At 66.2% G+C, this 26,986-nt stretch carries 24 protein-coding genes and 1 riboswitch; of the genes, 16 read left to right on the top strand and 8 right to left on the bottom strand.

Features of this window, described 5'->3' with window-relative positions; all coding sequences use genetic code 11:
- The first annotated feature begins 52 nt into the window (after window positions 1-52).
- Both LNV28_RS17875 and LNV28_RS17870 read left to right on the top strand, forming a co-directional pair.
- Window positions 53-583, top strand: a complete 531-nt coding sequence (locus tag LNV28_RS17875) for a (2Fe-2S)-binding protein (RefSeq protein WP_263519363.1) — start codon at window positions 53-55, stop codon at window positions 581-583.
- Window positions 580-2,817, top strand: a complete 2,238-nt coding sequence (locus tag LNV28_RS17870) for a xanthine dehydrogenase family protein molybdopterin-binding subunit (protein WP_263519364.1) — start codon at window positions 580-582, stop codon at window positions 2,815-2,817. Before LNV28_RS17875 ends, LNV28_RS17870 begins: the two co-directional genes overlap by 4 nt.
- 22 nt (window positions 2,818-2,839) lie before the next feature.
- Here LNV28_RS17870 and LNV28_RS17865 read toward each other — a convergent pair whose 3' ends face one another.
- Complete coding sequence (locus LNV28_RS17865; protein ID WP_263519365.1) at window positions 2,840-3,835, bottom strand: DnaJ C-terminal domain-containing protein; 996 nt, start codon at window positions 3,833-3,835, stop codon at window positions 2,840-2,842.
- Window positions 3,836-4,075: 240 nt separating this feature from the next.
- Here LNV28_RS17865 and LNV28_RS17860 point away from each other — a divergent pair, with 240 nt between their 5' ends.
- Window positions 4,076-4,234: a DUF3309 family protein gene (locus LNV28_RS17860; RefSeq protein WP_263519366.1), complete on the top strand. Its 159-nt coding sequence runs from the start codon at window positions 4,076-4,078 to the stop codon at window positions 4,232-4,234.
- A gap of 54 nt (window positions 4,235-4,288) precedes the next feature.
- Entirely contained in the window at window positions 4,289-5,347 is a 1,059-nt protein-coding gene (locus LNV28_RS17855) for a diguanylate cyclase domain-containing protein (RefSeq protein ID WP_263519367.1), read from the top strand.
- Window positions 5,348-5,395: 48 nt separating this feature from the next.
- On the opposite strand, the gene LNV28_RS17850 is transcribed toward LNV28_RS17855, so the two are convergent.
- Window positions 5,396-6,220: a sensor histidine kinase gene (locus tag LNV28_RS17850; RefSeq protein WP_263519368.1), complete on the bottom strand. Its 825-nt coding sequence runs from the start codon at window positions 6,218-6,220 to the stop codon at window positions 5,396-5,398.
- A gap of 77 nt (window positions 6,221-6,297) precedes the next feature.
- On the opposite strand from LNV28_RS17850, the gene LNV28_RS17845 reads away from it, so the two are divergent.
- Window positions 6,298-6,942, top strand: a complete 645-nt coding sequence (locus LNV28_RS17845) for a response regulator (RefSeq protein WP_263519369.1) — start codon at window positions 6,298-6,300, stop codon at window positions 6,940-6,942.
- 28 nt (window positions 6,943-6,970) lie between these two features.
- On the opposite strand, the gene LNV28_RS17840 is transcribed toward LNV28_RS17845, so the two are convergent.
- Entirely contained in the window at window positions 6,971-7,375 is a 405-nt protein-coding gene (locus LNV28_RS17840) for a response regulator transcription factor (RefSeq protein WP_263519370.1), read from the bottom strand.
- A gap of 359 nt (window positions 7,376-7,734) precedes the next feature.
- On the opposite strand from LNV28_RS17840, the gene LNV28_RS25100 reads away from it, so the two are divergent.
- Window positions 7,735-8,583, top strand: coding sequence for a beta/gamma crystallin-related protein (locus tag LNV28_RS25100; RefSeq protein ID WP_318013874.1), 849 nt, complete (start codon window positions 7,735-7,737; stop codon window positions 8,581-8,583).
- A gap of 67 nt (window positions 8,584-8,650) precedes the next feature.
- A complete protein-coding gene (locus LNV28_RS17825) occupies window positions 8,651-9,205 on the top strand; it encodes a hypothetical protein (RefSeq protein WP_263519371.1) in 555 nt (184 codons plus the stop codon).
- A 4-nt stretch (window positions 9,206-9,209) separates the two neighbouring features.
- Here the strand turns inward: LNV28_RS17825 and pdxR are convergent, their stop codons facing one another.
- The gene (gene pdxR, locus LNV28_RS17820) at window positions 9,210-10,775 is read right to left on the bottom strand and encodes a MocR-like pyridoxine biosynthesis transcription factor PdxR (protein WP_263519372.1); all 1,566 of its coding nucleotides are present in this window, start codon (window positions 10,773-10,775) and stop codon (window positions 9,210-9,212) included.
- A 57-nt stretch (window positions 10,776-10,832) separates the two neighbouring features.
- On the opposite strand from pdxR, the gene LNV28_RS17815 reads away from it, so the two are divergent.
- The 6 genes from LNV28_RS17815 (at window position 10,833) to LNV28_RS17790 (ending at window position 16,685) form a co-directional block, all read left to right on the top strand.
- The gene (locus LNV28_RS17815; RefSeq protein ID WP_263519373.1) at window positions 10,833-11,459 is read left to right on the top strand and encodes an FMN-binding negative transcriptional regulator; all 627 of its coding nucleotides are present in this window, start codon (window positions 10,833-10,835) and stop codon (window positions 11,457-11,459) included.
- Window positions 11,460-11,521: 62 nt separating this feature from the next.
- Window positions 11,522-12,130 carry a GNAT family N-acetyltransferase gene (locus LNV28_RS17810; RefSeq protein ID WP_263519374.1) on the top strand — a complete coding sequence of 203 codons (609 nt, stop codon included), beginning with the start codon at window positions 11,522-11,524 and terminating at the stop codon, window positions 12,128-12,130.
- Between the two features lie 125 nt (window positions 12,131-12,255).
- Window positions 12,256-13,512: an MFS transporter gene (locus LNV28_RS17805; protein ID WP_263519375.1), complete on the top strand. Its 1,257-nt coding sequence runs from the start codon at window positions 12,256-12,258 to the stop codon at window positions 13,510-13,512.
- Between the two features lie 344 nt (window positions 13,513-13,856).
- A complete protein-coding gene (locus LNV28_RS17800) occupies window positions 13,857-14,066 on the top strand; it encodes a hypothetical protein (RefSeq protein ID WP_263519376.1) in 210 nt (69 codons plus the stop codon).
- Between the two features lie 1,167 nt (window positions 14,067-15,233).
- A complete protein-coding gene (locus tag LNV28_RS17795; RefSeq protein ID WP_263519377.1) occupies window positions 15,234-15,689 on the top strand; it encodes a hypothetical protein in 456 nt (151 codons plus the stop codon).
- Between the two features lie 180 nt (window positions 15,690-15,869).
- Window positions 15,870-16,685 (top strand): CPBP family intramembrane glutamic endopeptidase, encoded by an 816-nt coding sequence (locus LNV28_RS17790; RefSeq protein WP_263569025.1) that lies wholly within the window; start codon window positions 15,870-15,872, stop codon window positions 16,683-16,685.
- A gap of 100 nt (window positions 16,686-16,785) precedes the next feature.
- Here LNV28_RS17790 and LNV28_RS17785 read toward each other — a convergent pair whose 3' ends face one another.
- Complete coding sequence (locus LNV28_RS17785; RefSeq protein ID WP_318013873.1) at window positions 16,786-18,654, bottom strand: S8 family peptidase; 1,869 nt, start codon at window positions 18,652-18,654, stop codon at window positions 16,786-16,788.
- 49 nt (window positions 18,655-18,703) lie between these two features.
- A riboswitch (cyclic di-GMP riboswitch) is annotated at window positions 18,704-18,799 on the bottom strand.
- Window positions 18,800-18,930: 131 nt separating this feature from the next.
- The gene (locus tag LNV28_RS17780; RefSeq protein WP_263519380.1) at window positions 18,931-20,619 is read right to left on the bottom strand and encodes an electron transfer flavoprotein-ubiquinone oxidoreductase; all 1,689 of its coding nucleotides are present in this window, start codon (window positions 20,617-20,619) and stop codon (window positions 18,931-18,933) included.
- A 229-nt stretch (window positions 20,620-20,848) separates the two neighbouring features.
- Here LNV28_RS17780 and LNV28_RS17775 point away from each other — a divergent pair, with 229 nt between their 5' ends.
- The 3 genes from LNV28_RS17775 to LNV28_RS17765 all read left to right on the top strand — a co-directional run bounded on the left by LNV28_RS17775 (window position 20,849) and on the right by LNV28_RS17765 (window position 22,701).
- Window positions 20,849-21,631 carry an SDR family oxidoreductase gene (locus tag LNV28_RS17775; RefSeq protein WP_263519381.1) on the top strand — a complete coding sequence of 261 codons (783 nt, stop codon included), beginning with the start codon at window positions 20,849-20,851 and terminating at the stop codon, window positions 21,629-21,631.
- Between the two features lie 6 nt (window positions 21,632-21,637).
- The gene (locus tag LNV28_RS17770; protein WP_263519382.1) at window positions 21,638-22,315 is read left to right on the top strand and encodes a YceH family protein; all 678 of its coding nucleotides are present in this window, start codon (window positions 21,638-21,640) and stop codon (window positions 22,313-22,315) included.
- Between the two features lie 137 nt (window positions 22,316-22,452).
- Window positions 22,453-22,701 carry a hypothetical protein gene (locus tag LNV28_RS17765; protein ID WP_263519383.1) on the top strand — a complete coding sequence of 83 codons (249 nt, stop codon included), beginning with the start codon at window positions 22,453-22,455 and terminating at the stop codon, window positions 22,699-22,701.
- A 30-nt stretch (window positions 22,702-22,731) separates the two neighbouring features.
- Here LNV28_RS17765 and LNV28_RS17760 read toward each other — a convergent pair whose 3' ends face one another.
- Together LNV28_RS17760 and LNV28_RS17755 are read right to left on the bottom strand one after the other, a co-directional pair.
- Window positions 22,732-23,874, bottom strand: coding sequence for a serine hydrolase domain-containing protein (locus LNV28_RS17760; protein ID WP_263519384.1), 1,143 nt, complete (start codon window positions 23,872-23,874; stop codon window positions 22,732-22,734).
- Window positions 23,875-23,890: 16 nt separating this feature from the next.
- Entirely contained in the window at window positions 23,891-26,665 is a 2,775-nt protein-coding gene (locus tag LNV28_RS17755; protein WP_263519385.1) for a TonB-dependent receptor, read from the bottom strand.
- Window positions 26,666-26,986 lie beyond the last annotated feature (321 nt).

The following is a 26,986-nucleotide window of genomic DNA, read 5'->3' as shown; positions in this document are numbered from 1 at the left end:
CTTCTTGCTATGCTGCGCCGCGCCCTCCAGCCTTTCTTGGAAAGCCCGCACCATGAGCTTGTACCGCCTGCATATCAATGGCCAGATCCGTCAGGTCGAGGCCGCGCCCGATACACCTCTGCTCTGGGTCCTGCGTGACAGTCTGGACCTGGCCGGCACCAAATACGGCTGCGGCGTCGGCGCTTGCGGTGCCTGCACCGTGCACCTCAACGGCGTGCCCACCCGGTCTTGCATGACCCCGGTGGCCACCGTCGGCCTCAAGAAAGTGCTGACCATCGAAGGCCTGGACGCCCAGGCCAGCCATCCCCTGCAGCAAGCCTGGGTGGAGCTGGACGTGCCGCAATGCGGCTACTGCCAGGCCGGCCAGATCATGACGGCCGCCGCCTTGCTGAAAGAAAACCCCAAACCGAGTGATGCTGACATTGACGGCGCCATGTCCGGCAACCTTTGCCGCTGTGCTACCTATCTGCGCATTCGCGCGGGCATTCACCGTGCCGCCGAAATCTCGGCCCAAGCTGCCGCCGTGGCGGTCAAAGCGCCCGTGTCCCGCAAGGCCAAACCGCAAGCGAAGGAGGGCGTATGAGCCGCGCCGCCCTTGTGAACCCCAGCCGCCGCCGTTTTCTCGGCCACAGCGGCGCCGGCCTGGTGCTGGCGCTCAGCGGCTCGACCGTGGCCCTGGCTCAAAGCGTCAAGCCCGCAGCGGCCCAGGCTTTCAAGCCCAGCGCGTTCATCAGCATCTCGCCCGAGGGCGTGGTGACGCTCATCTCCAAGCAGCCCGAGATCGGCCAGGGCATCAAGACCTCGCTGCCCATGGTGATCGCCGAAGAGCTGTCGGTGAACTGGCGCGATGTGAAGATCGTGCAAGGTGATCTGGACCCGGCCTACGGCAGCCAGGGCGCGGGCGGCTCCACTTCCACGCCCACCAATTACCAGGACTTCCTGCGCCTGGGCGCCACCGCCCGCACGCTCTTGGTTCAAGCGGCGGCGCAGCGCTGGGGCGTGCCGGCTGCTGACTGCCAGGCACGCGACTCCTTCGTCCACCACCGCCCCACAGGCCGCAAGCTGGGCTATGGCGAGCTGGCCAGCTTGGCCGCCACGCTGCCACTGCCCGATGCTGCCAGCGTGCAGCTCAAGGACCCCAAGGACTACCAGCTGCTGGGCCAGCGCATCGGTGGCGTCGACAACGCTGTGCTGGTGCGCGGCGCGCCGCTGTTCGGCATCGACGTCAAGCTGCCCGGCATGCTCTACGCGGTGTACGAGAAATGCCCGGCCTTCGGCGGCAAGGTGCTCAGCGCCAATCTGGCCGCGGTCAAGGCGCTGCCCGGCGTGCGCGATGCCTTTGTGATCGAGGGCACCAGCAATCTCAACGGCCTGATGCCCGGCGTGGCCATCGTGGCCGAATCGACCTGGGCGGCCTTCAGCGCCCGCAAGCAGCTGCGCGTGCAGTGGGATGAGGGCGCCGTGGCCACGCAGAGCTGGGACGGCTTTGCCACCCAGGCTGCGGCCCTGCGCGGCAAAGCCGGCACGAGCAACCTGCGAAAGGACGGTGATGTCGAGCAGGCCCTGCGGGCCAGCGGTGCCAAGGTGGTAGAGGCCAGCTACAGCTACCCCTTCATCTCGCATGCCAGCATGGAGCCGCAGAACTGCACGGCCTGGTGGAAACCAGAGAGCGCCAGCCTGGAACTCTGGGCGCCAACCCAGAACCCGGCCTCGGGTCAGAACCTGGTGGCCAACACCCTGAACATTCCCAAGGAAAAAATCAGCCTGCACATCACGCGCAGCGGCGGCGGCTTCGGCCGGCGCCTGAGCTCGGATTTCATCGTCGAGGCGGCCTCCATCGCCCAGCGCGTGGCCGCGCCGGTCAAGCTCTGCTGGAGCCGCGAAGACGATCTGCGCCACGACCATTTCCGCCCGGGCGGCTTCCACCACCTGCGCGGCGCGGTCGATGCGCAAGGCCGGGTCAGCGCCTGGCACAACCACTTCGTCACTTTCGCCAACCGGGTCCAGCGCGAGGGTCAGTCGGTGCTGCAGCCGGGCAGTGGCGGCAGCTTGTCGGCCGACGAGTTCCCCGGCCGCTGGCTGCCCAACATCACACTGGAGCAGACCGCCCTGGAATGCGGCGTGCCCATGGGCCCCTGGCGGGCGCCTGGCAGCTGCGTGTTCGCCTGGGTCTTCCACAGCTTCATCGACGAGCTGGCCCATGCGGCCGGGCGCGACCCCTTGGCGCTGCGCCTGGAGCTGCTCGGCGATCGCGAGATCGTGCCGCCCAGCAATGAGCGCGGCCAGCCCTACCATGCCGGCCGCATGCGCGCCGTGCTGCTGGAGGTGGCGGCCAAATCCGGCTGGGGCAAGAAGAAGTTCCCGCGCGGCCAGGGCCAGGGCATGGCCTTCCATTTCAGCCATCGCGGTTACATCGCCGAGGTGGCCGAGGTGACGGTCAGCAAGAGCGGCCAGCTCAAGGTGGACCGGGTGGTGGTGGTATCGGACATCGGCCGCCAAATCGTCAATCTCAGCGGTGCCGAGAACCAGGTCGAGGGCTCGGTGCTGGATGGCCTGGGTACGCTGATGCATGCCCAGCTGGACCTGCAGCGTGGTCGCATCGTGCAAGGCAATCTGGGCGAGTACCCGCTCTTGCGCATGCATGAGTCGCCAACCCGGGTCGATGTGCATTTCCTGCGCAGCGATCAGCCGGTCACCGGCCTCGGGGAGCCGGCCTTGCCGCCGCTGGCGCCGGCGGTTTGCAATGCCATCTTTGCCGCCACCGGCCACCGCGTGCGCCAGCTGCCGCTGAGCCTGAGCGACCTGAGCTGGAGTTGAGGGGCCTCTTCCTCCCTCGGGCTCAGCCGCGCGGCTGGAAGTCGGCGCAAGCGGCCGCCAGCTGCTCGTAGGCGGCGCGCGCAGCCGGGCTATCGGCCAGGGGCAGGCGCAGTTCCAGCTCGGCGTAAAGGTCGCCGGCCGGCAGGTTCAGATGGGCGGGCAGACCGCGGCCCTTGAGTCGCAGTTTCTGGCCCGCACAGGCGCCGGCCGGCACCTGCAGTTCCAGGCGGCTTCCGCCCGGCGTGCGCAGCTGCACGGCCGCGCCCAGGGCGGCTTCCCAGGGCGCCAGCGCCAGGCTGACGAACACATCGCCGCTGGCGGCTGGGTCGCTGGACTTGCCCGCCGGGCTTGAGGGGCTGTCGAGCCGAAACGGCGGCTCGGCCCGCAGCTGCACGGTGATGTAGAGGTCGCCCGCGGCGCCACCGCCCAGGCCGGGGCCGCCCAGACCGGCCAGGCGCAGACGCTGGCCGCTGCGCAAGCCGGGCGGGATCTGCAAATCGACCGGGCAGTCCTGCAGATGGCGCCGGCCCTGGTCATCCAGGCGCGGCAGCTGCAGATTCAGGCGCCGGCTGGCGCCTGAATAGCTGTCCACCAGGGCGATCTCGGCCTCGGCATGCAAGTCTTCGCCCGCCAGCAGTGGCTCGCGGCTGGCCGCGCGCCAGCCCGTGTTGCCGCGGGCCTTGCGCAAGAGCTCGCCGAGTTCGCTGTCGGCCGCGAATTCGAAGCCTCGGTTCGCCTTGCTCGCTTTCTCTTGCTGCTGCAACTGGGCGTCGTAGGCAGAGCGGCGCTCCGCGTCGATCAGCACCTCGTGGGCTTGCGCCACGGCCTTGAACTGCGCCTCGGTGTCGGCCCGGCTGACATCGGGGTGGAAGCGGCGTGCCAGCTTGCGGTAGGCCTGCTTGACCTCGGCCGCGCTGGCGCCATGGGCCACACCCAGGGTGGCGTAGTGGTCGGCTCCAACGGCGCCGCTGGGCTTGGCCTTGGCCCCGGTCTCGTGGTCTTGCGGTTTGGCGTTCAAAAGTTTGGGCTCGTGGCAAGAGGGCGGGGGCGCAGAAGAGAGTGATTGTGCGCCGAGCGGGGTGCGGCCTCTGTGCGACAGCGAACCGCGGTTTGAGCTGTGGCCCAAGTGTTGCGACACAAGCCGCTTGTGTGTTCGCCAACGCACCGAGTTTCGGGGCGGCTGCGCCTAATCTCGACGACGAGCGGCATGCCTTGCATGCCGCCCTGGCCCCTTCCGATTTTTGAACTGGAGTTCCCCATGAGTCTCTTCACCTTGCTGCTGATCATCCTGATCGTCATGCTCATCGGTGCCGTTCCGACTTGGCCACACAGCCGCGGCTGGGGTTATCTGCCCAGCGGTGGCCTGGGGCTGGTGCTGCTGGTGCTGATCGTGCTGATGTTGATGGGGCGACTCTAGGCCTCGGGCCCGGTGTCACGACCTGGTTTGATGGTTCCTTGGGAGAGGATGGCTATGCACAATATGGGTGGTAAATACCGTGCGCCGCAAGGCGCGGAGGGCCCGTCGCTGGCGGCGGAGCGGGTCTTGCCCAATCGCTGGGCGCGCGCTTCGGCGCAGGCAACGCCGAGCCCCGCGCAGGTTCTTCCTTCAGTCACTGCGCCTTCGCTTGGATCGGCCCAGGACGGTGTAAATGCCGTGCAGGCACGGCGTTTGGCCGCCGCTGCGGCCGATGTCTCGCTGGCAGACTGGAGCGTGCTGCTGGACGCCGTCAAGCTGCGCCTGCGCGCCAGTGTCGCGGGGCCCAGCGGACCGGCTGGCCTGGCCGAGCCGCTGCAGGCCGGGGCCGCCTCGCCGGCCGCCCCGTCGCCGCAGCTCCAGCGCACGGTGCTGGAGTGCGTGGACGCGCTCGATCAGCTGCAGAGCACCTTGCTCCACGAACTGGCGCGCCGCTTGCAGCTGGAGCTGCAGGTCTTTGATGCCCAAGTGGCCTTGGCCCAGGCTCGCTCCGAACTGGGCGCACGCCTAGGCGCGGCGGGTGCGGGTGCGCAGGCGGCCACGCCCATGGCGCCTCTGAGCGGCCCCGATGCTTTCAGCCGCAGCCGCCACCAGACCTTGCATGACAGCCTGACCGACTTGCCCAACCGACGTTTCTTCTTGGAGCGGCTGGAGCATGGCCTGCAACACCTGCCGCGTCCGGATTCCTTGCTGGCCGTGTTCAGCATGAGCATCGATGGCTATGCCGCCATCGAGGCCGAGCATGGGGCTGATCTGGCGCAAGCCTTGCTGAAGGTTGTGGCGGCGCGTTGGGGTCGGGTCTTGCGGGTCGAGGACATGTTGAGCCGCTTGGACGGCGCTGAGTTTGCCTGCCTCCGCCTGGCCCAGGGAGAGGATCCGGTCGCGCTGGCGGGGGTCTCGGCCAAGCTGGTCGAAGCCCTGGCCTTGCCCGTCAGCCTCGCGCCGCTGAGCCTGCAGCTGCGCGTCCGCATCGGCATGGCCCAAGGTGGACCCGGCCAGGGCGGCGCTCTGGACTTGTTGGCGCGTGCGGTGCGGGCGAGGGGGGATGGGAGGTGAAGGGGTGAACGGGTGAACAGGTGAGCACGGCCCGGTCGCTTCACTGGTTCACCCGTTCACTTGTTCACCCTTCAAGGGCAACACCACCCGCAGCGTGCAGCCCTCTCCAGGCCTCGAGCGCAGGCTCAGCTGGCCTTGTTCGGCTTCGACGCGAAAGCGCATGCCGAGCAGGCCGTAGGCGGAGCCGGGGCGGGCGCTGCTGTCGAAGCCGCAGCCGTCGTCGCGCACGCAGAGCTCGGCGAAGTCCTGCCGCGCCGTGCAGCCGGGCACTGGGCCGGCCGTCATTTGCAGGCTGACCCAGACGCTGCGGGCCTGGGCGTGTTTGGCGATATTGGTCAGGGCTTCTTGCAGGGCCCGGTACAGCACCAGGGCACTGGCTTCGCCCAGGCGCACCGGCCGCAGATCGCTGTGCACCTGCAGGCCGCTGCTGTCGGCGAATTCGTGGCAGAGGATGTCCAGGGCCGCCAGCAGGCCCAGATGGGCGAGGGCCGAGGGGCGCAGGTCTTCGATGATGCGCCGCTTCATGGCGATGCCGCTGTTGAGGGTGGCGACCAGATGCGCCAGGCGCTCCAGGGCCACGGTCGGCTCGGCCGGCAGGGCGCTCAAACGGGCCTTGATGCGCGCGGCATCGAGCTTGGCCGAGGTCAGCAGGGCGCCGAGTTCGTCATGCAGATCGCGGGCCAGGCGTTGGCGCTCGTCCTCGCGCGCGGTTTGCAGGTGCAGGGTCAGCTCGGCCAGCTGAACGGTGCGCTGGCGCACCAGTTCGTCGAGCTGCCGGTGCAGGCCGGCTTGCAGCTGGCGGCTGCGGCGCTGCTCCATGCGGCAGCTCTGGCGCCAGGCCGCGAGATGGGCCAGGCGGCGCAGCCGGCTCACGGCGGCGCCGCGCGAGCGGCCCGAAGTTTGGGGTTTGGTTTCAACATGACGATGACGATGAAGAAGAGGTCCAGCACATGATTCGAATTGCACTTGTTGATGATCATGCGGTCGTGCGGGCCGGCTTGCGCCAGTATTTTTCGGAGCAGGCGGATTTCTCCGTGGTGGCCGAGGCGGCCAATGGCCGCGAGGCCCTGGCCATCGTCCGGCGTGGTGAGATCGATGTGATGCTGATGGACATTGCCATGCCCGACCAGAGCGGTGTCGATGCCCTGATCGCCATCCGCGCCCGTGCACCGCATCTGCCGGTCTTGATGCTGAGCGGTTTTGCCGAGGCCCATTACGCCACCACCTTGCTGCGCCAGGGCGCCAGCGGCTATCTGAGCAAGGACTGCGAGCCCGAGCAGCTGGTCCAGGCGATCCGCACGGTCTGCCGCGGCCGCCGCTACATCAGCCCCGGTGTCGCCGAGCTGCTGGCCGGCCAGCTGGCCGACGCCCCCGGCCCGGGTGGCGCGCTGCCGGCGCATGAGCAGCTGTCCGAGCGCGAGCTGCAGGTCTTTTTGCGCCTGGCCGCCGGCGAGACGGTCGGGCATCTGGCCCTGGCCATGTCCCTGAGCGTCAAGACGGTCAGCACCTACCGCAGCCGGGTGATGGAAAAAATGTGCCTGGCCTCGAACAGCGACCTGACCTATTACGCACTCAAGCAAGGCTTGATCCGCTGACGCAATGAGCCGCTGATCCGTGGCGTTCTCAGTGCGGCCCCGGCAGGGTTTGGACCAGGCCTTCGCAGTACTGGATCAGGTCCTCGATCTCGCGCGACTTGTCGAAGATGCGGTCGGCGCCCAGCTCCAGGCAGCTGCGCCGGATGTCGGGCGTGGCGTAGTTGCTGAGTACCACCCAGTGGCGTCGCGGGTCAACTTGTGCGCGCAGATGTTGGGCGGCCCGCAGCACGCCCAGGCCCGAACCGCCCTTGAGGAAGATGTCGACGATCACCACGTCCACCGCATGGCCGGCCTGGCCCAGCCAGAGCAGGGCAGCGGCCTCGTTGTCGGCGGCGCCCAGCACCTGCAGGGGCAGCAGCTCTTCCAAGGTGGCGATCAGCTCCGCCTGGATCAGCGGGCTGTCTTCGACAAGATAGGCCTTCAGTGGGCGCATGGTGGGGCTCAGGGCAGGCACAGCCGGGGCTGCGTAGGCCGCCAAGGAGGCAGCGTGGGCTTGCAAGGCGACGCGATTCAACACTCCGGCGGGCCCGCAGCGGCCAGTGTGCCAGCCACTCGGGGCGCCGCCCATCGGCAGCAGGATGGCTCGCCTGTCAGACAAGGCCTACAAGGGCGCGCAGCGGCTAGCGGCTTAGATCGACGGCAGCGGCAGAGTTTGTAGGCAGCGGCCTACGCCGTCTCGCGGCCCTGTCCGCTGGGCGCTGCGGCCCCGGCCTCTCACACTGAGCCAGGGCTTCAAGAGCTGCCTGCCGATTCGGCCGGTGGCCGGCCCGAAACCCTGAGAAAGCCGCCGCCATGAAACTGCCCCGCCTCCTGCCTCTGTGTCCGCCGCCTTCGGCTTTGCTGTGCAGCGCTGCGGCCCTGCTGTCCTGTTTGCCGGGCCTGGCCTGGGCGCAGCTGACCGCCTACGAGCGGGAAGACTTCGGTGGCTCCTCCTTTGTGAGCCGGCGTGCCGTTCCCGATCTGCGCCTGCAGAACTTCAACGACCGTGCCTCCAGCGTCGTGGTTGCGAGCGAGCGCTGGGAGGTCTGCGAGGACCTGCGCTTCAGCGGCCGCTGTGTGGTGCTGCGGCCGGGCAAGTACGCCTCGCTGGCGGCCATGGGTCTGAACAATGAGATCTCTTCCTTGCGCCGCCTCGATGCCCGGGCCCGCGTGGACGATGACCGTTATGCCCCCGAGCCCCTGATCGTGCGCGACTTCGGTCGCCAACGCGAGGAGCGCCTGTTCGAGGCCGATGTCAGCTCCGTTCGCGCCGTGCTCGGCCCGCCGCAGCAGCGCTGCTGGATGGAGCGCGAGCAGGTCTCGGAGGACAAGCGCGAGGCCAACGTGCCGGGCGCTCTGGCCGGCGCCCTGATCGGCGGCATTCTGGGTCACCAGATCGGCGGTGGCACCGGCCGCGACATCGCCACCGTCGGCGGTGTGGTGGCCGGCGCGGCCATCGGCTCCAAGACCGGCCGCGACGCCGGTGCGCCGCAGATCAGCAGCCGCGATGTGCAGCGCTGCCGCAACCTGCCCGCCGATGCCGACCGGCCCGCCTACTGGGATGTGAGCTACCAGTTCCGTGGCCGCCAGCACCGGGTGCAGATGACCACGCCGCCGGGCGACACCATCACCGTCAACCGCAACGGCGAGCCGCGCGGCTGAGGCTTCAGCCCATCAGTTTCATCTTCACCTTCACTCCGCTTCCCCCACCCACCCCAAGAGGTATTCCATGATTCAACGCCACACCCCCTTCCAGATGTCTCTGCTGACCTTGCTGCTGGCGGCTTTGCCGGTGGCCAGCGCCATGGCCATGAGCAAGGCCGAGCACAACGATGCCCGGACCCGCATCGATACCACGTACAAGGCCGACAAGGCCGCCTGCAACAGCCTGGCCAGCAATGCCAAGGACGTCTGCATCGAGGAAGCCAAGGCCAAGGAAAAGGTGGCCCTGGCCGAGCAGGAGTTCGCCTACACCGGCAAGCTGGCCGATCAGCGCAAGGTCGGCGTCGCCAAGGCCGAGTCCACCTATGCCGTGGCCAAGGAACGCTGCGACGACAAGGCCGGCAATGACAAGGATGTCTGCGTCAAGGAGGCCAAGGCCGTCGAGACCAAGGCCCTGGCCGACCTGACCCTGGCCAAGAAGGTCGGCGAAGCCGTCACCGAAGCCAAGGACGAGAAGCGCGATGCGAACTACAAGGTCGCCACCGAGAAATGCGATGCCATGGCCGGCGCGGCCAAGGATGCTTGCGTGCTCGATGCCAAGATGAAGTACGGCAAGACCTGATCGTTCAGAGCAGGCCTCGCCAGACATCCGCCAGGGCCCGCACGGCCTGGCGGATGTCTGCCGTGGGCACGGTGGCGAAGCCCAGCACCAGGCCGGCCTGCTGGCTGTGCGCGGGCAGGCCGCCCATCTGCTGCAGGCAGCCCACTTCCACGCCGACGGCCTGGGCGCTCTGGCTCAGGCGCTGTTCCTCGCTGCGATGTTCCAAGGGCAGGAAGACCTGCAGGCCGGCTGGAACAGCCGGCAGCTGAAAGCGCGGGTGCAGCGGGGTCAGGTCTTGCGTCCAAGCCTCAATGAAAGCGTCGCGGCGTTCGCGCGCAGCCCGGCGCATGCGCCGCACATGGCGCAGAAAATGCCCCTCGGCCATGAAGTCGGCCAGCACCGCCTGGTCGGCGATGGCCGCCTGTCGGTCCAGCACCGAGCGCAGGCGAGCCAGAGTCGGCAGCCAGTGGGCCGGGGCCACCAGATAGCCCAGACGCAGGCCCGGGAACAGCAGCTTGGAAAAGCTGCCGACATAGAGCGTGCGGCCGGCCTGGCCCGCTTCCAGCGAAGCCATGGGTGCCAGCGGCACACCGCTGAAACGGTACTCGCCGTCGTAGTCGTCCTCCAGCACATAGGCATCGTTGGCGCGCGCCCAGGCCAGCAGCTCCAGGCGCCGCTGCAAGCTCATGACCACGCCGGTCGGGTATTGGTGCGAGGGCGTGGTGTAGACCAGGCGGACCGGCCCCAGGGCCCGCAAGGCGCCGACACGCAGGCCTTGCTCATCGAGTGGCACCGGCAGCACGCGCGCGCCGCCCAAGCCCAAGGCAGCCGCTGCCGCGCGGTAGCCGGGCGACTCCATGCCGACCCGGTCGCCCGGGCGCAGCAAGGCCAGGGCGGCGATGGCGATGGCCTGCTGCGAGCCTGCGGTCACCAGCACCTGCTCGGGCCGGCAGGGCAGGCCACGTGAATGGCTCAGGTAGGCGGCGATCAGCTCGCGCAGTCGCGGCAAGCCGGCGGGGTCGCCGTAGCTGAGCGCCGCATCGGGGTCGGGGCGTGCCTGGCGGCGCCAGAAGCGCGCCTGCAGGCGCGACCACAGCGCATGCGGGAACAGGTCCAGGGCGGGCAGGCCGTGGCGGAAGGCCCGGCCTCGGCCGACGGTCGTGGCCGTGGGCTGGTAGTGCTGCAGCGCCTGCCAGAGCGGGGTTTCTGGTAGCTCGACAGGCGTGGGATCTGGCGCAGGGAGCGGCTTGGCCGGGCCGGCTTGCAGCAGTGGCACAGGCGTTTCGCTGGCGCTCAGCGTCTTCAAGGCGCTGACAAAGCTGCCGGCGCCCATGCGCGCTTCGATCAAGCCTTCGCTCTCCAACTGTTCGTAGGCGTGCAGCACGCTGTTGCGCGAGACGCCCAGCGCCTGGGCCAGGGCGCGTGTGGTGGGCAGGCGCGCGCCATGGCTCAGCTGGCCGCGCAGGATGCGGGCCTTGATCTGGGCATGGATCTGCCGGCTCAGGCCAAGGCCGGGGCGCAGCTGCATGCCGGCCGGGTCCAGTTCCAGTGCGGAGGGTGGTGCCAGCTTGGGCTCTGAAATTGGTTCCATCAAATCAAGGGAAAGTGGTTCTTTCATGGTACCAAGCGGGCGGCTATTCTGGCGGCCATGTACCAGAACCCATCATTTCGCTGCGAAGATTTCGCCCAGGCACGCCGCTTCATGGCCGAGCAGCCCCTGGCCTTGTTGGTCGGCCCCGACGCTCAGGGCCAGAGCTTCGGCAGCCACTTGCCTCTGAGCCTGCAAGGCGAGGACCCGGCGCTCTACCTGGAGGGCCATATGGCGCGCGCCAACCCGCATTGGGCCTGGCTGAGCGGCTTGGCAGCCGCCGGCCCCGAGGTGCTGGCGGTCTTCAATGGCCCGGGCGCCTACGTTTCGCCCCAGCACTATGACGGCGTTCAGAACGTGCCGACCTGGAACTACATGGCCGTGCATGTCTATGGCCGCTTGGAACTGGTCGAAGGCGAGCTGGAGAAGGACCGCCTGCTCAAGCGCCTGATCGAGCAGCATGAGCCCGGCTATGCCGCGCAGTGGCGTGCGCTGCCCGAGGCTTACCAGAGCCGCATGCTGAAGGCCATCGTCGGCTTTCGTCTGCACATCGTGCGTTGGGAGGCCAAGTTCAAGCTGAGCCAGAACCGCAGCGCCGCCGAGCGCCAGCGTGTGCAGGCCGCTTTTGCCCAGGGCCAGCCGCGCGAGCAGGAGCTGGCGGCCTGGATGGCGCGCCTGGGTTTGTGATGCCCGGCCAGCGCAAAGATGAAGAAGAAGCGAGGAATGAAGTGAGTAGTGAATCGACGACGATGATGAAAGTCCAGCCCCTGACCCTGAAAGGCAGCTTGCTGCGCTTGGAACCCCTGAGCCTGAACCACCTGCCAGGCCTGTGTGCCGTCGGATTGGAGCCGGAGCTCTGGCAATGGGTACCGAGTCAGGTGCGCAGCGAGGCCGATATGCGGGCCTATGTGGAAACGGCTTTGGACGAGCAGGCACGCGGTGTCTCTCTGCCCTTTGCCATTGTGTTGAATGGTGATGGCGGTGACCATGACGGAGAAGGAGCGCGCGTCATCGGCTGCACCCGTTTCGGCAATATCTCGCCGCGCGACCACCGCCTGGAAATCGGCTGGACCTGGCTGGGCCGCGACTGGCAGCGCAGCGGCGCCAACACCGAGGCCAAGACCTTGCTGCTGACCCATGCCTTCGAAAGCCTGGGCGCCTGGCGGGTGGAGCTCAAGACCGATGCGCTCAATGCCAAGTCGCGCGCAGCGATTGCCCGCATTGGCGCTCAGCAGGAAGGCATCTTGCGCCGCCACACCTTGACCGACACCGGCCGCGTGCGCGACACCGTCTACTTCTCGGTGCTCGACCATGAATGGCCGGCGGTGAAGGCAGGCCTGCTGGCGCGCAGACGCTGAAGCAGTAAAGAAAGGTGGTGGCCGGGGGCTTGCGGGCAAACCCCGGCCCGATGCGGCTGGGGCGGTGTTAGGGTGCGGCCTTCGCATTTTTCCAGCGCGCGCCCTTTTAGCGGCGCTCGCCCGCCATGAGCACCGCTGCCAAGATCCTGGTCGACCCGGACCGCAAGGCCCCGCATCCCGCCCTCTATATGTTCCTGATCGCGCCTTTTGGCGCGACCTCGGGCTACACCGCCGTCTGCGTGGCCTATCTGCTGACCCAGGCCCAGGTCGGCGCTGAGGCGGTGGCCGGCCTGCTGGCCCTGGCCTATCTGCCGCAGACCTGGAAGTTCCTCTGGGCCCCGGTGGTGGACCTGAGCCTCAGCCGCAAGACCTGGTACGGCATCGGCTTGGCCGGCATCGTGCTTGGCATCTTGCTGGTGGGCAGCAGCCCGCTGACACAGGCGGCCATGTGGCCACTGACCCTGGCCGTGCTGCTGATGGGCACGGCCTCGACCTTTCTGGGCATGGCGGTGGACAGCCTGATGGCGCACCAGACGCCTGAGCACGCCAAGGGCAGGGCGGCCGGCTGGTTCCAGGCCGGCAATCTGGGCGGCGGCGGCCTGGGCGGCGGCGCGGCCTTGTGGCTGGTGCAGTCGGGCGGCCTGACGCCGCAGATGGGCGCCGCTGCCTTGGCCGGCCTGTGCCTGCTGTGTGCGCTGCCCATACTCTGGGTCAGCGAAGGCGAGGCGACGGCCGACAGCGTTTCGCCACCAAGCATCACCCAGCGCCTGCGCGACACCGGGGCCGATCTTTGGTCCGTGGTCCGCTCGCGCAACGGCGCCCTGGCCATGCTGCTGGTCTTCTTGCCCATGGGCACCGGCTCGATGGCAAATATGTACTCCATCATGGCGAGCGAGTGGCAGGCTTCGGCCAACACCGTGGCCCTGGTCACCGGCACGCTGAGCGGCCTGATCTCGGCCCTGGGCTGCCTGATCGGCGGCTACATCTGCGACCGCATGAACCGGCAGCTGGCCTATGTGCTCTTCGGCCTGCTACTGGCCGGCGCCAGCCTGATCATGGCGCTGGCGCCGCATACCGAGTGGCACTTCATCGTCTGGACCAGCGTCTATGCCTTGATCACCGGCCTGTGCTACGCCGGCTTCTCGGCGGTCACCCTGGAGGCCATCGGCAAGGGCGCCGCGGCCACCAAATACAACCTGATGGCCTCGCTGTCCAACACCCCGATCGGCTGGACCACCGCCTTGTACGGCTGGGTGTTTGCCCAGGCCGGCGGCCGCCTGACCCTCTTGGTCGAACTGGCGCTGACGGTGCCGGCGGCGCTGCTGTTTGTGTGGGTGTTTCGCAGGGGGCGGGGGCGGGCGGCGGCTGCAAGCGGGGGCTGAGGCCGGGGCGAATGCTTGGTGGCGCCAGGGTCGCGGTTGGGCCGTTTCAGACCTGGGACGCAGAGTGCGGGTGTAGGCGGAGTGAGCTGATCATTCGACAAGAAACTGCTGCGGATTGTGGAAAGTCACGTTCAGGATTTGCGGCCTGTGGCGGCTCCGGACGCGTGGTACAAACCTCGAAAATCGACGGATCGGCAAGGGTCATGCCGTGGTCCAACGAGTTGCCAAGACTGGATATGGGCGCAGTCGACGCGATAGGCAGCAGGTGAGTTGCCCGGAAACATAGTTAGGCCTCTATGAAATGGCTCCGAAAATCGGCTCATATGCTAGGTAGAGGCCTGCGATTGGCACTCGCCGTCATCGTTGCCTTGTGGATCTGCTGGGCAATCGCCTACAAGCTCATTCTTGGCTTCACTCCGATTTGGCTTGATCTGGCTACCTACGGGGGTGCAGGTGTCGCGATGCTTCTTGCCTGGGTGGTGGGGCGAAGCGGCAAAGTCGACTACTCGCGCAAAGTCGAGGATGAACAGGGAAGATCTGAGAGGGAGCTTTGAAAATGGTCTCCCGCCAAGGCCAGAATGGAGTGCCAGCCAGCCGGAGGCCTAACCCGGCGCCCAACTGGAACCGCAACGGCATTGCGCCTTCGGGCTTCGTTTTATTCTGACCCTGCGACGTCCTGCCGTCGCGGGCCGGTTAGCTTCAACGTAAGCCCGCAGTTCGAGTTCCCAGATTCCTCTCACCTCCACCTCCACTTCACCATCCCACATGAATTCCTACTGCAAACCGCTCTTCAAACTTGGGGTCTTGTTTTGCGCACTTCTCGCAGGGTGCTGTGCCTATGCCGGACCACTCACCGAAACTGAGTTCCGCTGCAGCAGCGCGTCCAATACTGATTGCCACTTTGTTCTGTATGCAGAGGACTGCAAAGAGGCCGATATGGTCAATGGCAGGCCTTCCTTGGTTTGCACGAAGTCACTTTTGCAGGAATTCACTCTCAAGGTTGGGCAGACCAAGAAGTTCTCCAACCTGCCGGTAGGGTATCGACAGTGCGCTGCAAAGCCCGGTGAGAAGCCTTCATTCCCGGCCTGCATTAAGTAGTTGGCGTGAGGCGCCATCATGGTCACTTCATCTGGCGGGCCGAATTCCAGCGGGCCAAGCGGGTGTTCGAGCCGACTCGCAAGAGCTAGTCAGCCCAAGCCCCCATTCCATTCTGGCCCTTCTGCCCTTTGCCGTCATGGTCGGAGTGGCTTAAGCGTTAGAGCGCATGCAGCAACCAGAAATCACTGACCTCAGAATGCACCTTTGATCAAACGGAGCCGTAACCGGATGCCCGGCAGGCCGCTGATTCATCCTCGGGCATGTGCGTCACGCCGCTATGTCGATTGACATCAGTGTTTTGGATGCTTCATGTAAATCAACAGCTGGCGCTGGTGTCGATTTGACTTTCTATTGCGAGGTCCTTTGACCAAGGATTGTTCAATCACCCCTTACAGACCTTTGCAGGACTGATGAAATCGGGGTTCAGGTGATTTCGTTTGATGATTCGGTTGAGCGGTGGCTGCGTCGAATAGCAAGACTTGATACTTCGGGGGGTTTTGCATGTTTAAATCTTTTTGTGAACAGCGGCGGCACGAAAAGACGGTGCGGCTGTCGGTTTCTAGTTCTTGCTGGGTCTCGTTGATTGGTTATTTTTGTAGGGAGCCATGATGTTGCGAAGATTCATGCTTTTGCTTGTCGCTGCTTTCGCGCCAGTCGCTTTTTCGCAGGAAATCAAGCAGCCCAATGTGCACTTGATATACATGGGTGGAAACGATTGCCCCTTTTGTGTGGCATGGGTAGCCACTGAGCTGCCGATTTTGGAGAAATCTGATGAATTCACCAAAATTCAGTTTTCCAAAGTGGTGAAAGCCATCAAGTCACCTGTGCCTCCAAGGTTCTTCCTGCCCAGCGAAGTCAAGCCCTTCAAAGAGAAACTTGACTATGCAAGCTCAGGAAGAAGCGGCTCTCCTCAGTTTGCCCTGATGGTGGACGGTGAGGTGTATGACTATTTCCACGGCACGCGTACAGCCAAGCAAATCGAAGACATGCTTGTGTCGGTTCGCAATGGCACGACGTATCCATTTAAGAGATGCATCAAAGCTTCAGATGCATGGAAAAAATGTGAGATTGCCGGCTGACAGGCTTTTTGCAGATACGTCCAGGGTGCGGGCTTGGCGAATGGTCCGTGGCTGTTGAGCTTGACCTCGCAGCACACAATTTGCGTCATCAGTTTCGACTCGCGAAGCGGCCATAGATGCAGTGGCTCGCGACTCCTTGGACCGCCTCCTTAAACCACATCGTCGTTTGCCTGCGCCCCCATGAATTCAAGCCAAGCGCACTTTCCTTCGGTCGCACAGGCCGCCCTGCTTCTTCTTGCGAACTTCCTTTTGCAGTACGCCTTGCTGGCGCTTCTTTTCGACTTGCGTCACTTCACCGGCCTGACCGAGGACCAGACTCAAGCGCTTGTCATGGTGCTGGCCAACGGCATCGTTCTGGTGTCTGCCATGCATTACAGCCGGATCCGCTACCGCGAGCTGATGCATGCAACGAAGTCATCGGTTTCGGCCACCTTGATGCTCTTGCTGCCACCCATCCTTTTGCTGGTTCCGCTCGTGCTGCTTCTGGATCACGCGCTGCTCACTGTCGTTGAGCAGGTACTGCCCCTGTCCCGCTGGGAGGAGCAGGCCTTCAGCAGCATGGTGGCTGGCAGCCTTCCGGCGGTGATCGCCACCTGCGTACTGGCGCCCGTTCTGGAAGAAATGCTGTTCCGCGGCATCTTGCTGCGGTCGTTCTTGAGCCAATACCCACGCTGGGCCGCGATTTCCTACTCCGCATTGCTGTTCGGTGCGGCGCATATGAACATCTATCAGTTCTTGCTGGCGCTATGGCTGGGCGTTTTGCTTGGCTGGCTCTACGAGCGTTCGCGGTCTCTCTTGCCTTGCATTGCTCTGCATTCAGCGGTCAACACTGCCGTCTATGTGCTGGAGCAAATGAAGGGCACACAGAGCCAACCCTTCCTGGATTCGGCCGATGTTTCCACCTGGCTGGCTGCGCTAGCGGCCGCCGCGCTCGGGGCCTTTGTCTTGCGCCGGGTGCTGGTTGGCTCCAATCGCAGGACGGGCGAGGCGGTCTAGCCTTTCGGACTGCGCTGCGCTGCGGGGCAGGCAGTTCCAACTTCAAGCCTCAGAGTCCCAGGGCAAGACCTGACCCTCCGCAGCCAGAGCCGCAGTCTCTTCAGAGCGCCAGCTTCAGGCTGTACGCCCCGGTGGTTCCGGCGCTGCGCAGCACCCGCAAGACGAGCACCACGGCCGTGCTGCCGGGGTTGCTGATGCGGATCTGCTGGCTGGCGCCAACGACGCCCGTGGACAGCAGCACCTGCTGGCCGCTGGCGGTGTAGACGCCGACGCCGAAGCCCGAGCCGGCATTGGCGGCGTTGAGTGTGGCAAGCAGGGTCTGGCCGGCCGGCAAGGTGAGCTTGAAATAGTCGTTGTCGCTGTTGCTGGCCATGCTGCCGCTGATCAATGCAGGCAGGCTGGCAACGGCCTGGGCGGTGGCGATGCTTTCGTTGGGCTCTTTGTCGCTGAGGTTGAGCGTGCCCGGGGTGGGCGCGGGGGCGGGCGTTGGAGCAGGGGTCGGCGCAGGAGCGGGTGCGGGCGTGGGCGCTGGTGCCGGGCTGGCCGCGCCCGTGGTGGCCAGGGCCTGGGTGACGGCCGCTTGGGCATTGACGATGCCGGCTCCGCAGCCGCTGCAGGCGGCCGGGAAGGCGCGGGCGCTGCTCTTGAGCAGGGCGGCGATCTGGTCGGGCGTCAGCGCTGGGTTGGCGGCGAGCATCAGCGCCACCACGCCGCTGACCACCGGGGTGGCCATGGAGGTGCCCATCATGCTGGCGTAGCTGTCGGCGCCGGGCGTGGTGCTGCCGGCGTTCCAGGTCGAAAGAATGGCGGCGCCGGTGTCGCCACCGGGGGCGGCCAGGGTGACCTTGCTGCCGAAGTTTGAATAGCTGGCGCGCGCGCCGGTTTTGCCGGTGGCGGCCACCACGATCACGCCTGTGCAATTGGCCGGCGACACATTGGCAGCGTCCACTTTCTCGTTGCCGGCGGCCACCACCAACACGGCGCCCTTGGCGCGCGCAGTGTTGATCGCGTTCTGGGTGGTGATGCCGCAGGCGCCAGCGCCGCCCAGGGAGAGGTTGAGCACCTTGGCCGGGTTGGGGTTGAGCGGCAGGCCGCTCACGGCACCGCCCACGGCCCAGACGATGGCGTCGGCGATGTCCGAGCTGTAGCCGCCGCAGCGACCCAGCACGCGCAGGGGCAACACTTTGGCACCAAAGGCCACACCGGCCACGCCAATGCCGTTGCCAGCGCTGGCGGCCGCGATGCCAGCCACATGGGTGCCATGCCAGGAACTGCTGCTGGCCTTGGAGCCGCTGGCGCATTGGTTGGCGGTGGTGAAGTCGCCCGGGTCGCTGGCATCGGCATCGCGGCCATTGCCGTCGCCGGCGAAGCTCAGGGCCGTGACAAAGTCGTAGCCCGGCAGCAGGCGGGCCGCCAGATCGGCATGGGGGCGCACGCCGGTGTCCAGCACGGCCACGGTGACGCCGCTGCCATTGACCTTGTCCCAGGCCGCCGCCGCGCGGATGCCGCCGACGGCATCGTTGAGGCTCCATTGCTGGGCCAGCAGGGCGTCGTTGGTCACCAAGCTGGGGTGGTGCAGGCGGTCCGGCTCGGCGTATTCGATGGAGGCGTCGCCCATGCGCAGGCTGGCGGCCATGGCATTGGCTTCGCTGAGGCTGAGTGCGCGGTTCAGGGCAAAGACCTGAGCGCCATTGGACATGCGGCGCAGATGCTGGATGCGCACGCCTTGGCGGTTGGCGGCCACCTGCACGGCGGCCTGCGCCTGCACGCTCAACTGGCCTTCGGCATTCAGGCCGAGGCTGCTGTCGCTGCGGTATTTGACGATCAGACGGTCGGTGCGCTCGGGCTGGTCGCGTAGCGAGCGGGTCGGTTCGGGTTCGCGGGCGAAGGCGCTGCTGGCGCAGGCCAGGGACAGGGCGGCGAGGATGGCCGGAACAGCGGGGCGCAAGCGGGAAGCCGGGTACTGCATGGAATCACTGCCTCGATGGTGACGAGGCCAGGCCCCAAGAGCCGGGGTGCCTGGCAACCCCGCTACCGTGGCGCGCTGTGGGGCAGCACGCTGTAGGCCGGAGGTTTTGCGTCCCTTGCTTTCACAAGGTTTGCGGGTGAGCGGACGATAGGGCCGGGGCGTGCGTCAGTCCAGGGGCGCAGAGCGCACGCCGTTCAGTTGCGAGAATTTGTACGCAGCGGGCTCATAAAAAAGGCGGGCCCTTGTGCAGGGCCCGCCTCAAGCGATGCTTCTCTGTTACATGCCGGCGTAGTTGGGCCCACCGCCGCCTTCGGGCGTGACCCAGACGATGTTCTGGCTCGGGTCCTTGATGTCGCAGGTCTTGCAGTGCACGCAGTTCTGGGCGTTGATCTGCAGGCGATCTTCGCCGGCATCGCTCTTGACGAACTCGTAGACGCCGGCCGGGCAGTAGCGTGCCTCCGGCCCGGCGAACTTGGCCAGGTTCAGCGACACCGGCACCGAAGCATCCTTCAGCGTCAGGTGGGCGGGCTGGTTTTCTTCGTGGTTGGTGTTGGACACGAAGACCGAGGACAGCCGGTCAAAGGTCAGCTTGCCGTCCGGCTTGGGGTAGTCGATCTTGGCGCACTCGGCCGCGGGCTTCAGGTAGAGGTGGTCGGGCAGGGGGCGGTGGATGGTCCACGGCGGGCTTTTCATGCCCAGCTTGGGCAGCAGCCATTGCTCGATGCCGGTCATCAGCGTGCCGACGGTGTTGCCCTTCTTGAACCACTGCTTGAAGTTGCGCGACTGGTTCAGCTCTTCATGCAGCCAGCTTTGCTCGAAAGCAGCGGGGTAGGCGCTCAGCTCGTCATGCTGGCGGCCGGCGGCCAGGGCTTCGAAAGCGGCTTCGGCCGCCAGCATGCCGGTCTTGATGGCCGCATGGCTGCCCTTGATGCGGGCGGCGTTCAGGTAGCCAGCATCGCAGCCGACCAAGGCGCCGCCCGGGAACACGGTCTTGGGCAGGCTCAAGAGGCCGCCGGCCGTGATGGCGCGGGCGCCGTAGCCCAGGCGCTTGCCGCCCTCGATGTGCTTGCGGATGCTGGGGTGGGTCTTCCAGCGCTGCATCTCTTCAAAGGGCGAGAGCCAGGGGTTTTTGTAGTCCAGGCCGACCACATAGCCCAGGGTGACCTTGTTGCCCTCCAGGTGGTAGAGGAAACCGCCGCCATAGGTGTCGCCGTCCATGGGCCAACCAGCGGTGTGCACCACCAGGCCGGGCTGCGCTTGAGCGGCCGGCACTTCCCAGAGTTCCTTGATGCCGATGGCGTAGCTTTGCGGGTCTTTGCCAGCGTCGAGCTGGAACTTGGCGATCAGCTGCTTGCCCAGATGGCCGCGGGCGCCTTCGGCAAAGATGGTGTACTTGCCCAGCAGCTCCATGCCGAGCTGGAAGTTCTCGGTCGGCTCGCCGTCCTTGCCCACGCCCAGATTGCCGGTGGCGACACCGCGCACGCTGCCGTCTTCACCGTAGACCACTTCGGCGGCGGTGAAGCCGGGGAAGATCTCCACGCCCAGGCCCTCGGCCTGTTCGCCCAGCCATTTGGTGACGGCGCCCAGGGAGATGACGTAGTTGCCGTGGTTGTGGAAACAGCCGGGGATCAGCCACTGCGGCGTGGCGGTGGCGCCGGTTTCGTTGAGGAAGAGCACCTCGTCGGCCTGCACCGCCTGGTTCAGCGGTGCGCCAAGTTCCTTCCAGTTGGGCAGCAGCTCGGTGAGCGCGCGCGGGTCCATGACCGCGCCCGAAAGGATGTGGGCGCCCGGCTCCGAGCCTTTTTCCAGCACCACGACCGACAGCTCCTGGCCTTTGGCCGTCGCCAGCTGCTTGAGCCGGATCGCGGTGGCCAGGCCGCCGGGGCCGCCGCCGACGATGACCACGTCGTATTCCATCGATTCACGCGGTCCGTACTGGCTCAGAAGATCTTGGTTTGTCGTCATGGTGTTCTTGTCCTGGCTGAAGCTGTTGAGCTGGCTTGTCTGCGCGGCATTCTATAAGGGGCTTTGATAAAACGAACGGTCGTGCTTTTCTTGCAGCTAGGTGCGGGGCTCTAGCGGGGCCGAAGGCGCTGCCGGCTTGTCAATCAGAACCCGGCGTGGCGCTCTGTTTTCGCATTCGGGCCCGGGGTCGCGTGCTACGCTTCCTCAGCAGTTTTCCCAGAGGATGACCATGAGTTACAGCATTGATTTGTCGGGCCGTGTGGCCCTGGTGACCGGCGCGTCGAGCGGCCTGGGCGCCCAATTCGCCAAGACCCTGGCCCAGGCCGGCGCTTGCGTGGTCTTGGCCGGCCGCCGCACCGAGCGGCTCAAGACCTTGCGCAGCGAGATCGAGGGTTCGGGAGGCGACGCCCATGTGGTGACCCTGGACGTCACCGATCTGGACAGCATCAAATCGGCCGTGGCCCATGCCGAGACCGAAGTCGGCACCCTGGACATCCTGATCAACAACTCCGGCGTCAGCACCACCCAGCGCCTGACCGAGGTCACGCCCGACGACTACGACTTCGTCATGGACACCAATGTCCGCGGCGCTTTCTTCGTGGCGCAAGAGGTGGGCAAGCGCATGCTGGCTCGCGCCCAGGGCTCGGCGCCCGGCACCTTCATCGGCGGCCGCATCGTCAACATCGCCTCCATGGCCGGCCTGCGGGTGCTGAGCCAGATCGGCGTCTATTCCATGAGCAAGGCGGCGGTCATCCACATGACCCGCGCCATGGCGCTGGAGTGGGGCAAGTACGGCATCAATGTCAATGCCATCTGCCCCGGTTATATCGACACCGAGATCAACCACCACCACTGGGGCACCGAGCAGGGCAAGAAGCTGGTGGAGCTGCTGCCGCGCAAGCGTGTCGGCCAGCCCAAGGATCTGGACACCTCTCTGCTCATGCTCTGCGCCAACGAGAGCCACTTCATCAACGGGGCCATCATCCAGGCCGACGACGGCTTCGGGGTCTGAACATCCATGTCTTTGCGAACTTTGAGCGCTCTGGAGGCGCGTGTGCTGGCGGTGCTGGTGGAAAAGGAATCCACGGTGCCGGACAGTTATCCCCTGTCCCTCAACGCCCTGACTCTGGGCTGCAACCAAAAGACCGCGCGTGAGCCGGTGATGAACGCCAGCGAGGCCGATGCGCTGCTGGCGCTGGAAGAGCTCAAGGCCATGCACCTGGTCAACACCGTCAGCGGCAGCCGCGTCGTGCGCTTCGAGCACAACGGCGCACGCGGCCTGGGCGTGCCCGGTGCCGGCCTGGCCTTGCTGACTTTGCTGATGTTGCGCGGCCCGCAGACCACGGCCGAGCTGCGCCTGCACACCGAGCGCCTGCACCGCTTTGCCGATGTGTCCTCGGTCGAAGGATTTCTGGAAGAGCTGGCCGAGGCCACCGAGCGGCGCCCGGCTTTTGTCGTCAAGCTGGCGCGTGCACCCGGTGCCCGCGAAGCGCGCTGGGCCCATCTGCTCAGCGGTGAGCCGGCGGCCGATGCTGGCGTTTATGCAGGCCCGCCCGGCGCCAGCGCGGCGCAGGACGAAGACATCGCGTTTTTGCGCGCCGAACAGCAGCGCATGGGCAAGGAGCTGGAGCAACTCAAGGCCCTGGTTCAGCGCATGGCCGCTGAGCTGGGCATGGACGCCGGCGGGGCGATCTGAGAACGTTTCCGTGGATTTGTCGGGTTATCCCGGAGTGGCGGCCCGCCAGCGCTGGGCAGAATTCGCAGGCCCGATTGAGGGTTGAGATCGCGACCGTTGCTCAAGAGGCCCGGTTCGACACCAGGGAGACCAAGTCCATGAAGCAAGAACAACGCCATTCCATTCTCGGCCTGCTGTCGGCCGCCGCCTGCCTCGCCCTGACGGCCTGTGCCAGCAGCCAGGCACCGGACGAGAAAGACGCAGCTTACGAGCGGCCCGAGTACACCACCGGCAGCAATCTGGCCCGCAAGGACCGCAATGCCCTGAACGTCAAGCTGGTGGACAAGGACGCCTTCCAGTCCAGTCTGTCGGGCAACTCGGGCACCGCGCAAGGCGGCAAGAACTGAGGGGGCTGCGCGGCCTTTGAGCTTGGTGGCTTAAAGGTCGCCCCAGCGCTTGATCATGGGCTGCCAGAGCTGATGGCCGGCCAGGCTGTTGCTCAGAAAGACCATGCCGCTGCCCTGTGAAGGGTTGAACTGGCAAAAGGCGCGAAAGCCACTGCTGTTGGTGCCAGTGTGATAGACCACCCGGCTGCCATCGGCCATGTGATTGAGGATCCAGCCCAGGCCCCAGTGGACCTTGACCGGCTGGCCTTTGAGTGCCTGGGCTTGCCCGGCGCGGTCCAGGGGTTGGCGGTCGGTAGCGACCGCCTGCGCGGCCAGCATTTCGGTGCGCAGCTCGGCGCTGAGCAGGCCCGGGCCCGATTGCCTTGGGCGCAGCAAATGAGCCAGAAAGCGGCTGTAGTCGCCCGCCGTGGTGTAGAGCGTGTAGGCGGCATTGGCCCGTTCGTAACGGCTCCAGGGCAGGGCGCGGCCATCTTCGGCGTGGCCGCGCGCTCGCTGGGCTTCTATCGCTGGGCTCAGCACAAAGCTGCTCTTGCTCATGCCCAGGGGCTGAAACAGCTCGCGTTCGGCCGTTGTCTGCAAGGGCTCGCCCAGCAGATGCTCAAGCGCTCTTTGCAGATAAAAATAGCCTTCGCCCGAATACTGAAAGCCCTCGCCGGGCGCAAAGCTCAGGGGCAGGGGGCCGGTGTTCTCATCGCCTTCGCGCCAATTCGGCAGGCCCGAGCTGTGGCTGAGGAGTTGGCGCGCGGTGATGCGCGCCTGCGCAGGCTGCGCTGGGCTGAAACGTTCGGGGTAGAAGTCCAGGATGGGCTGGTCCAAGCCCAGGCGGCCGCGCTGCACCTGCTGCAACAGCAGAAACGCAAACACCGGCTTGCTCATGGACGCGCATTCGAACACCGTGCCGGCGTCCACCGGCGCGCCGTCCTCCGAGCGTTCGCGCCACCCCAGATGCCAGGCCTGGCTGGGTTCGCCGTGACGCAGCAGTTGCAAAGACAGGCCGGGCACGCCCAGGCGCCGCATGCTGTCCGGCAGCTGCTCGTTCAGCTCGCGCTGGCGCTGCTCCAGGCGCTGCGCCAATTGCAGCGCAGACAGGGCCGCATCGCTCTGAGCCCAGGCGAGCCCCGGGCCGGCCAGCAGGGCGCCGGCCGCGCCACCCAGGCAGTGCCGGCGCTTCATGGCTGTGCGACCTGGATCAGCGGAACTGGTACTGGGCGCTCAGGTAAGCGAAGCGGCCGCGCGGGTCGGTGTAGCTCGGGTCATAGCCGGACAGGAAGAAGTAGGCCTGGTTGGAGTAGGGCGGCGTGGTGTTCAGCAGGTTCTTTACACCGGCGCGCAGGGTCAGGTCTTTCGTCGCGTTCCAGGCACCGGAGAGGTCCCACAGGGAATAGGCCTTGACCTTGTTGGGCGCCACCACGGTGCCGGAATTGGTGTCGATGGCCGAGTTCTGGTCGGTGTAGGCGCTCGAGTAGGTGTTGCTCAAGGCCAGGCTGTAAGCGCCTTGCGTCCAGTCCAGGGTCAGGCGATGGCGCCAGCGTTGCACCACGCCGTCGGTGACGAACTTGCCCAGGTTGCTGATGTAGTCGTCGCCGAAGCCGGTCTGCTTCTGCGACTTCAGCACCACCGTGCCGGCCAGGCGCACGCCGAACTCGCCGACGCTGCTCTTCAAACCCTTCAAGTCGATGCTGATGTCCAGGCCCGAGGCGCGCTGGCGACCCCGGTTTTCCTTGCGCAACTCGATGAAACAGATGGTCGAGTCTTCTTCGTCGTAGTCGCAGCCGGCCAAGCCTTCGTTCTCGTTCAGGCGGTGCACCAGGCTTTCGTACTTGGACAGATTGCCGAGGATCACATCGTCACCGATGGTGCTGATCACGTTCTTCTTGGCGATGTTCCAGTAGTCCAGGCTGACGGTCCACTGTGGATGTGGCTCGATCACGAGGCCGAAGCTGAACTGTTTGGAGGTCTCGGGCTTGAGCTTGGGATTGGCGTAGGTGCGGGTCTCCCAGAAGTCGGCGCAGGTGGAGAGGTCGTTGTCGTTTTCCTTCATGCAGACCGGGTCGGGCAGCACGGCGGTCTGGCCGGTCTTGACCGGGCGGTAGAGGTCGTTCAGCGAGGGTGCGCGGAAGCCGGTGCCGGCCGATGCACGCACGACGACCTGCTTGCTCGGTGTGTAGCGCAGGCCGATCTTGGGGTTGGTGGTGGATCCGACCACGTCGTAGTGGTCGTGGCGCAGGGCCAGCTGCACTTCCAGCTCTTTGCTGACCGGGGCGTTCAACTCGCCGTACACGGCCCAGACCTTGCGCGAGCTGTTGGTGAACTGGGCATCGCCGGGCGTGCTGTCGCCGACGATGTTGTCGGAAAGCAGCAGAGCCGAGGCGGCCGAGCTTCCCTTCTCACGCCGCACTTCGGCGCCGATGGCCAGGGCCATCTCGCCGCCAGCCAGCTGGGTCAGGGCACGTGTGCCCTTGATGTCGAACACCTCCATCGTGCCCTTGGCGCTGCGCACTTCCTCGTTGATCTGGTTGTTGCGCAGGAAGGCCAGGCCCTTGTCGCTTTGTGTGCCAAAGGGGTTGATGGTGCCGTCGGCAAAGGCAGCCATGGTCTTGTCGTAAAGCAGGTAGCCGGCCACATCGCGGTCGGCCACCTTGTTGGTGCTGCGGTTGTAAGCCAGGTCGTAGTCCCAGCCGGCCGTGCTGCCGGTCAGGCCCAGCACCACGCGCTGGCCGGTGCTGGTCAGCTCGCTGGCGCGCTTGCCGGCGTCGAGCAGGCGGGTGCGCACGGTGATGCTGCGGTCGTCGGGCAAGGCGTCAGCCAGGCCGGTGGCTGCCAAGGCCGGGATGCGGGCCACGTCGACTTCACCGTCGATGCGATTGGAGGTGCCCACGTACCAGCTCTTGGATCGCGTCAGCGCCGTTTCCACAAACACCTGGGTGCTGCTGTCGAGCTGGAACACGCCACGCCCCAGGAAGCTGGCCTTGTCGGTCTTGGGGTAGAGCTCGATGTCACGCATGAAATCGTAGGTGCAGCCATCCACGCCGCCGATGCCCTCGGGCAGGTACAGGGTGTGCGGCGGCTGGCAGGCCGGTGCGCTGAGATTGATGGTTCGGCCGCTGATGGTCTTGCCATTGATCTTGAAGCCTTGATCCTTCAGGTAGTCGCGTTGGTCGCGGCTGAGGCGGATATTGGCCGGAAAACCAGCGGAGGACAGCAGGTGGGGCAGGCGTTCGGGGATCTTGAGGTCGGAGATGAACTGGCGCTGCGAGGTGCTCAAGGCGTCGGTGCGCTGCAGATCCAGCACACCAAAGAGATTGAAACCGTCCCGGACGACATCGCCCGTGCCGCCGGCCAGCGAGGCACTGCGCTTGCCCGCGCCGCCTTCCTTGCTGGCGCCGGCATAAGCGTCCAGTTGCACGCCTTGGTAGTCCTTGCGGGTGATGAAGTTGACGACGCCGCCGATGGCGTCGGTGCCGTAAATGGCCGAGGCGCCGTCCAGCAGCACCTCCACGCGTTGGATGGCGGCCATGGGGATGGTGTTCAGGTCCACGCCCGAGTCGTCACCGGGCGAGGCGAAGTTGGCCATGCGCCGGCCATTCAGCAGCACCAGGGTGGAGGAGGTGCCCAGGCCACGCAGATTGGCTGAGTTGAAGCCCATCTGGTCCTTGAAGCCGCCGGTGCCGATGGAGACACCGTCGGTCAGGCTGTTGCTGGCCGCGCTGAGGCTGGCCACCAATTCGGCGGCCGTCGTGATGCCGGCCTTGACAATGTCAGCCCGCGTGATCACCTGCACCGGCAGGGCGGTCTCCGACTCCAGGCGCTTGATGGCCGAACCGGTCACTTCGACGCGGTTCAAGGTGCTGGGTGCTTCCTGGGCATGGGCCAGCTTGCTGGCCAGGCCGGCGGTGGCCATCAGGGCTGCCAGGGCAGTGGCGCGCAGAACGGGGGTGGGGGTGAAAGCGCGGGGCTGGGTCATTTGTACTTCTCCCGGGGGTGTGAGGGGGCCGGGGCGCGCGCCGAGGCGGGTGGCGACCGGTCTTCCAATGAGGTTTCCGCACCAGTCTAGGAAGCATGTGCCTGTCGGGCCATAGGGGATTCACGCGCCAGTCGCATCAGCGCAACTCAGGGTGCGTATCTTTCGCGGAGCGTTCGCATAGCGTTCCAAGTGCCTTGGGCCTGGCCTCAGACTGGCCGGTGCGGCAGCCCTGTGTGCGGCCGTGCCATGATTCGTTCCGCCGTCGCATTTGTCGTCGTCTGTGCCGCCGCTGACTCCGTCCCTGTTTGCGGTGGCCAATCC

The sequence above is a fragment of the Paucibacter sp. DJ2R-2 genome (assembly GCF_025717675.1).
Taxonomy (GTDB): domain Bacteria; phylum Pseudomonadota; class Gammaproteobacteria; order Burkholderiales; family Burkholderiaceae_C; genus Paucibacter_A.
Note: the sequence above shows the minus strand (reverse complement) of the source record. Positions and strands in the feature narration are given on the sequence as shown.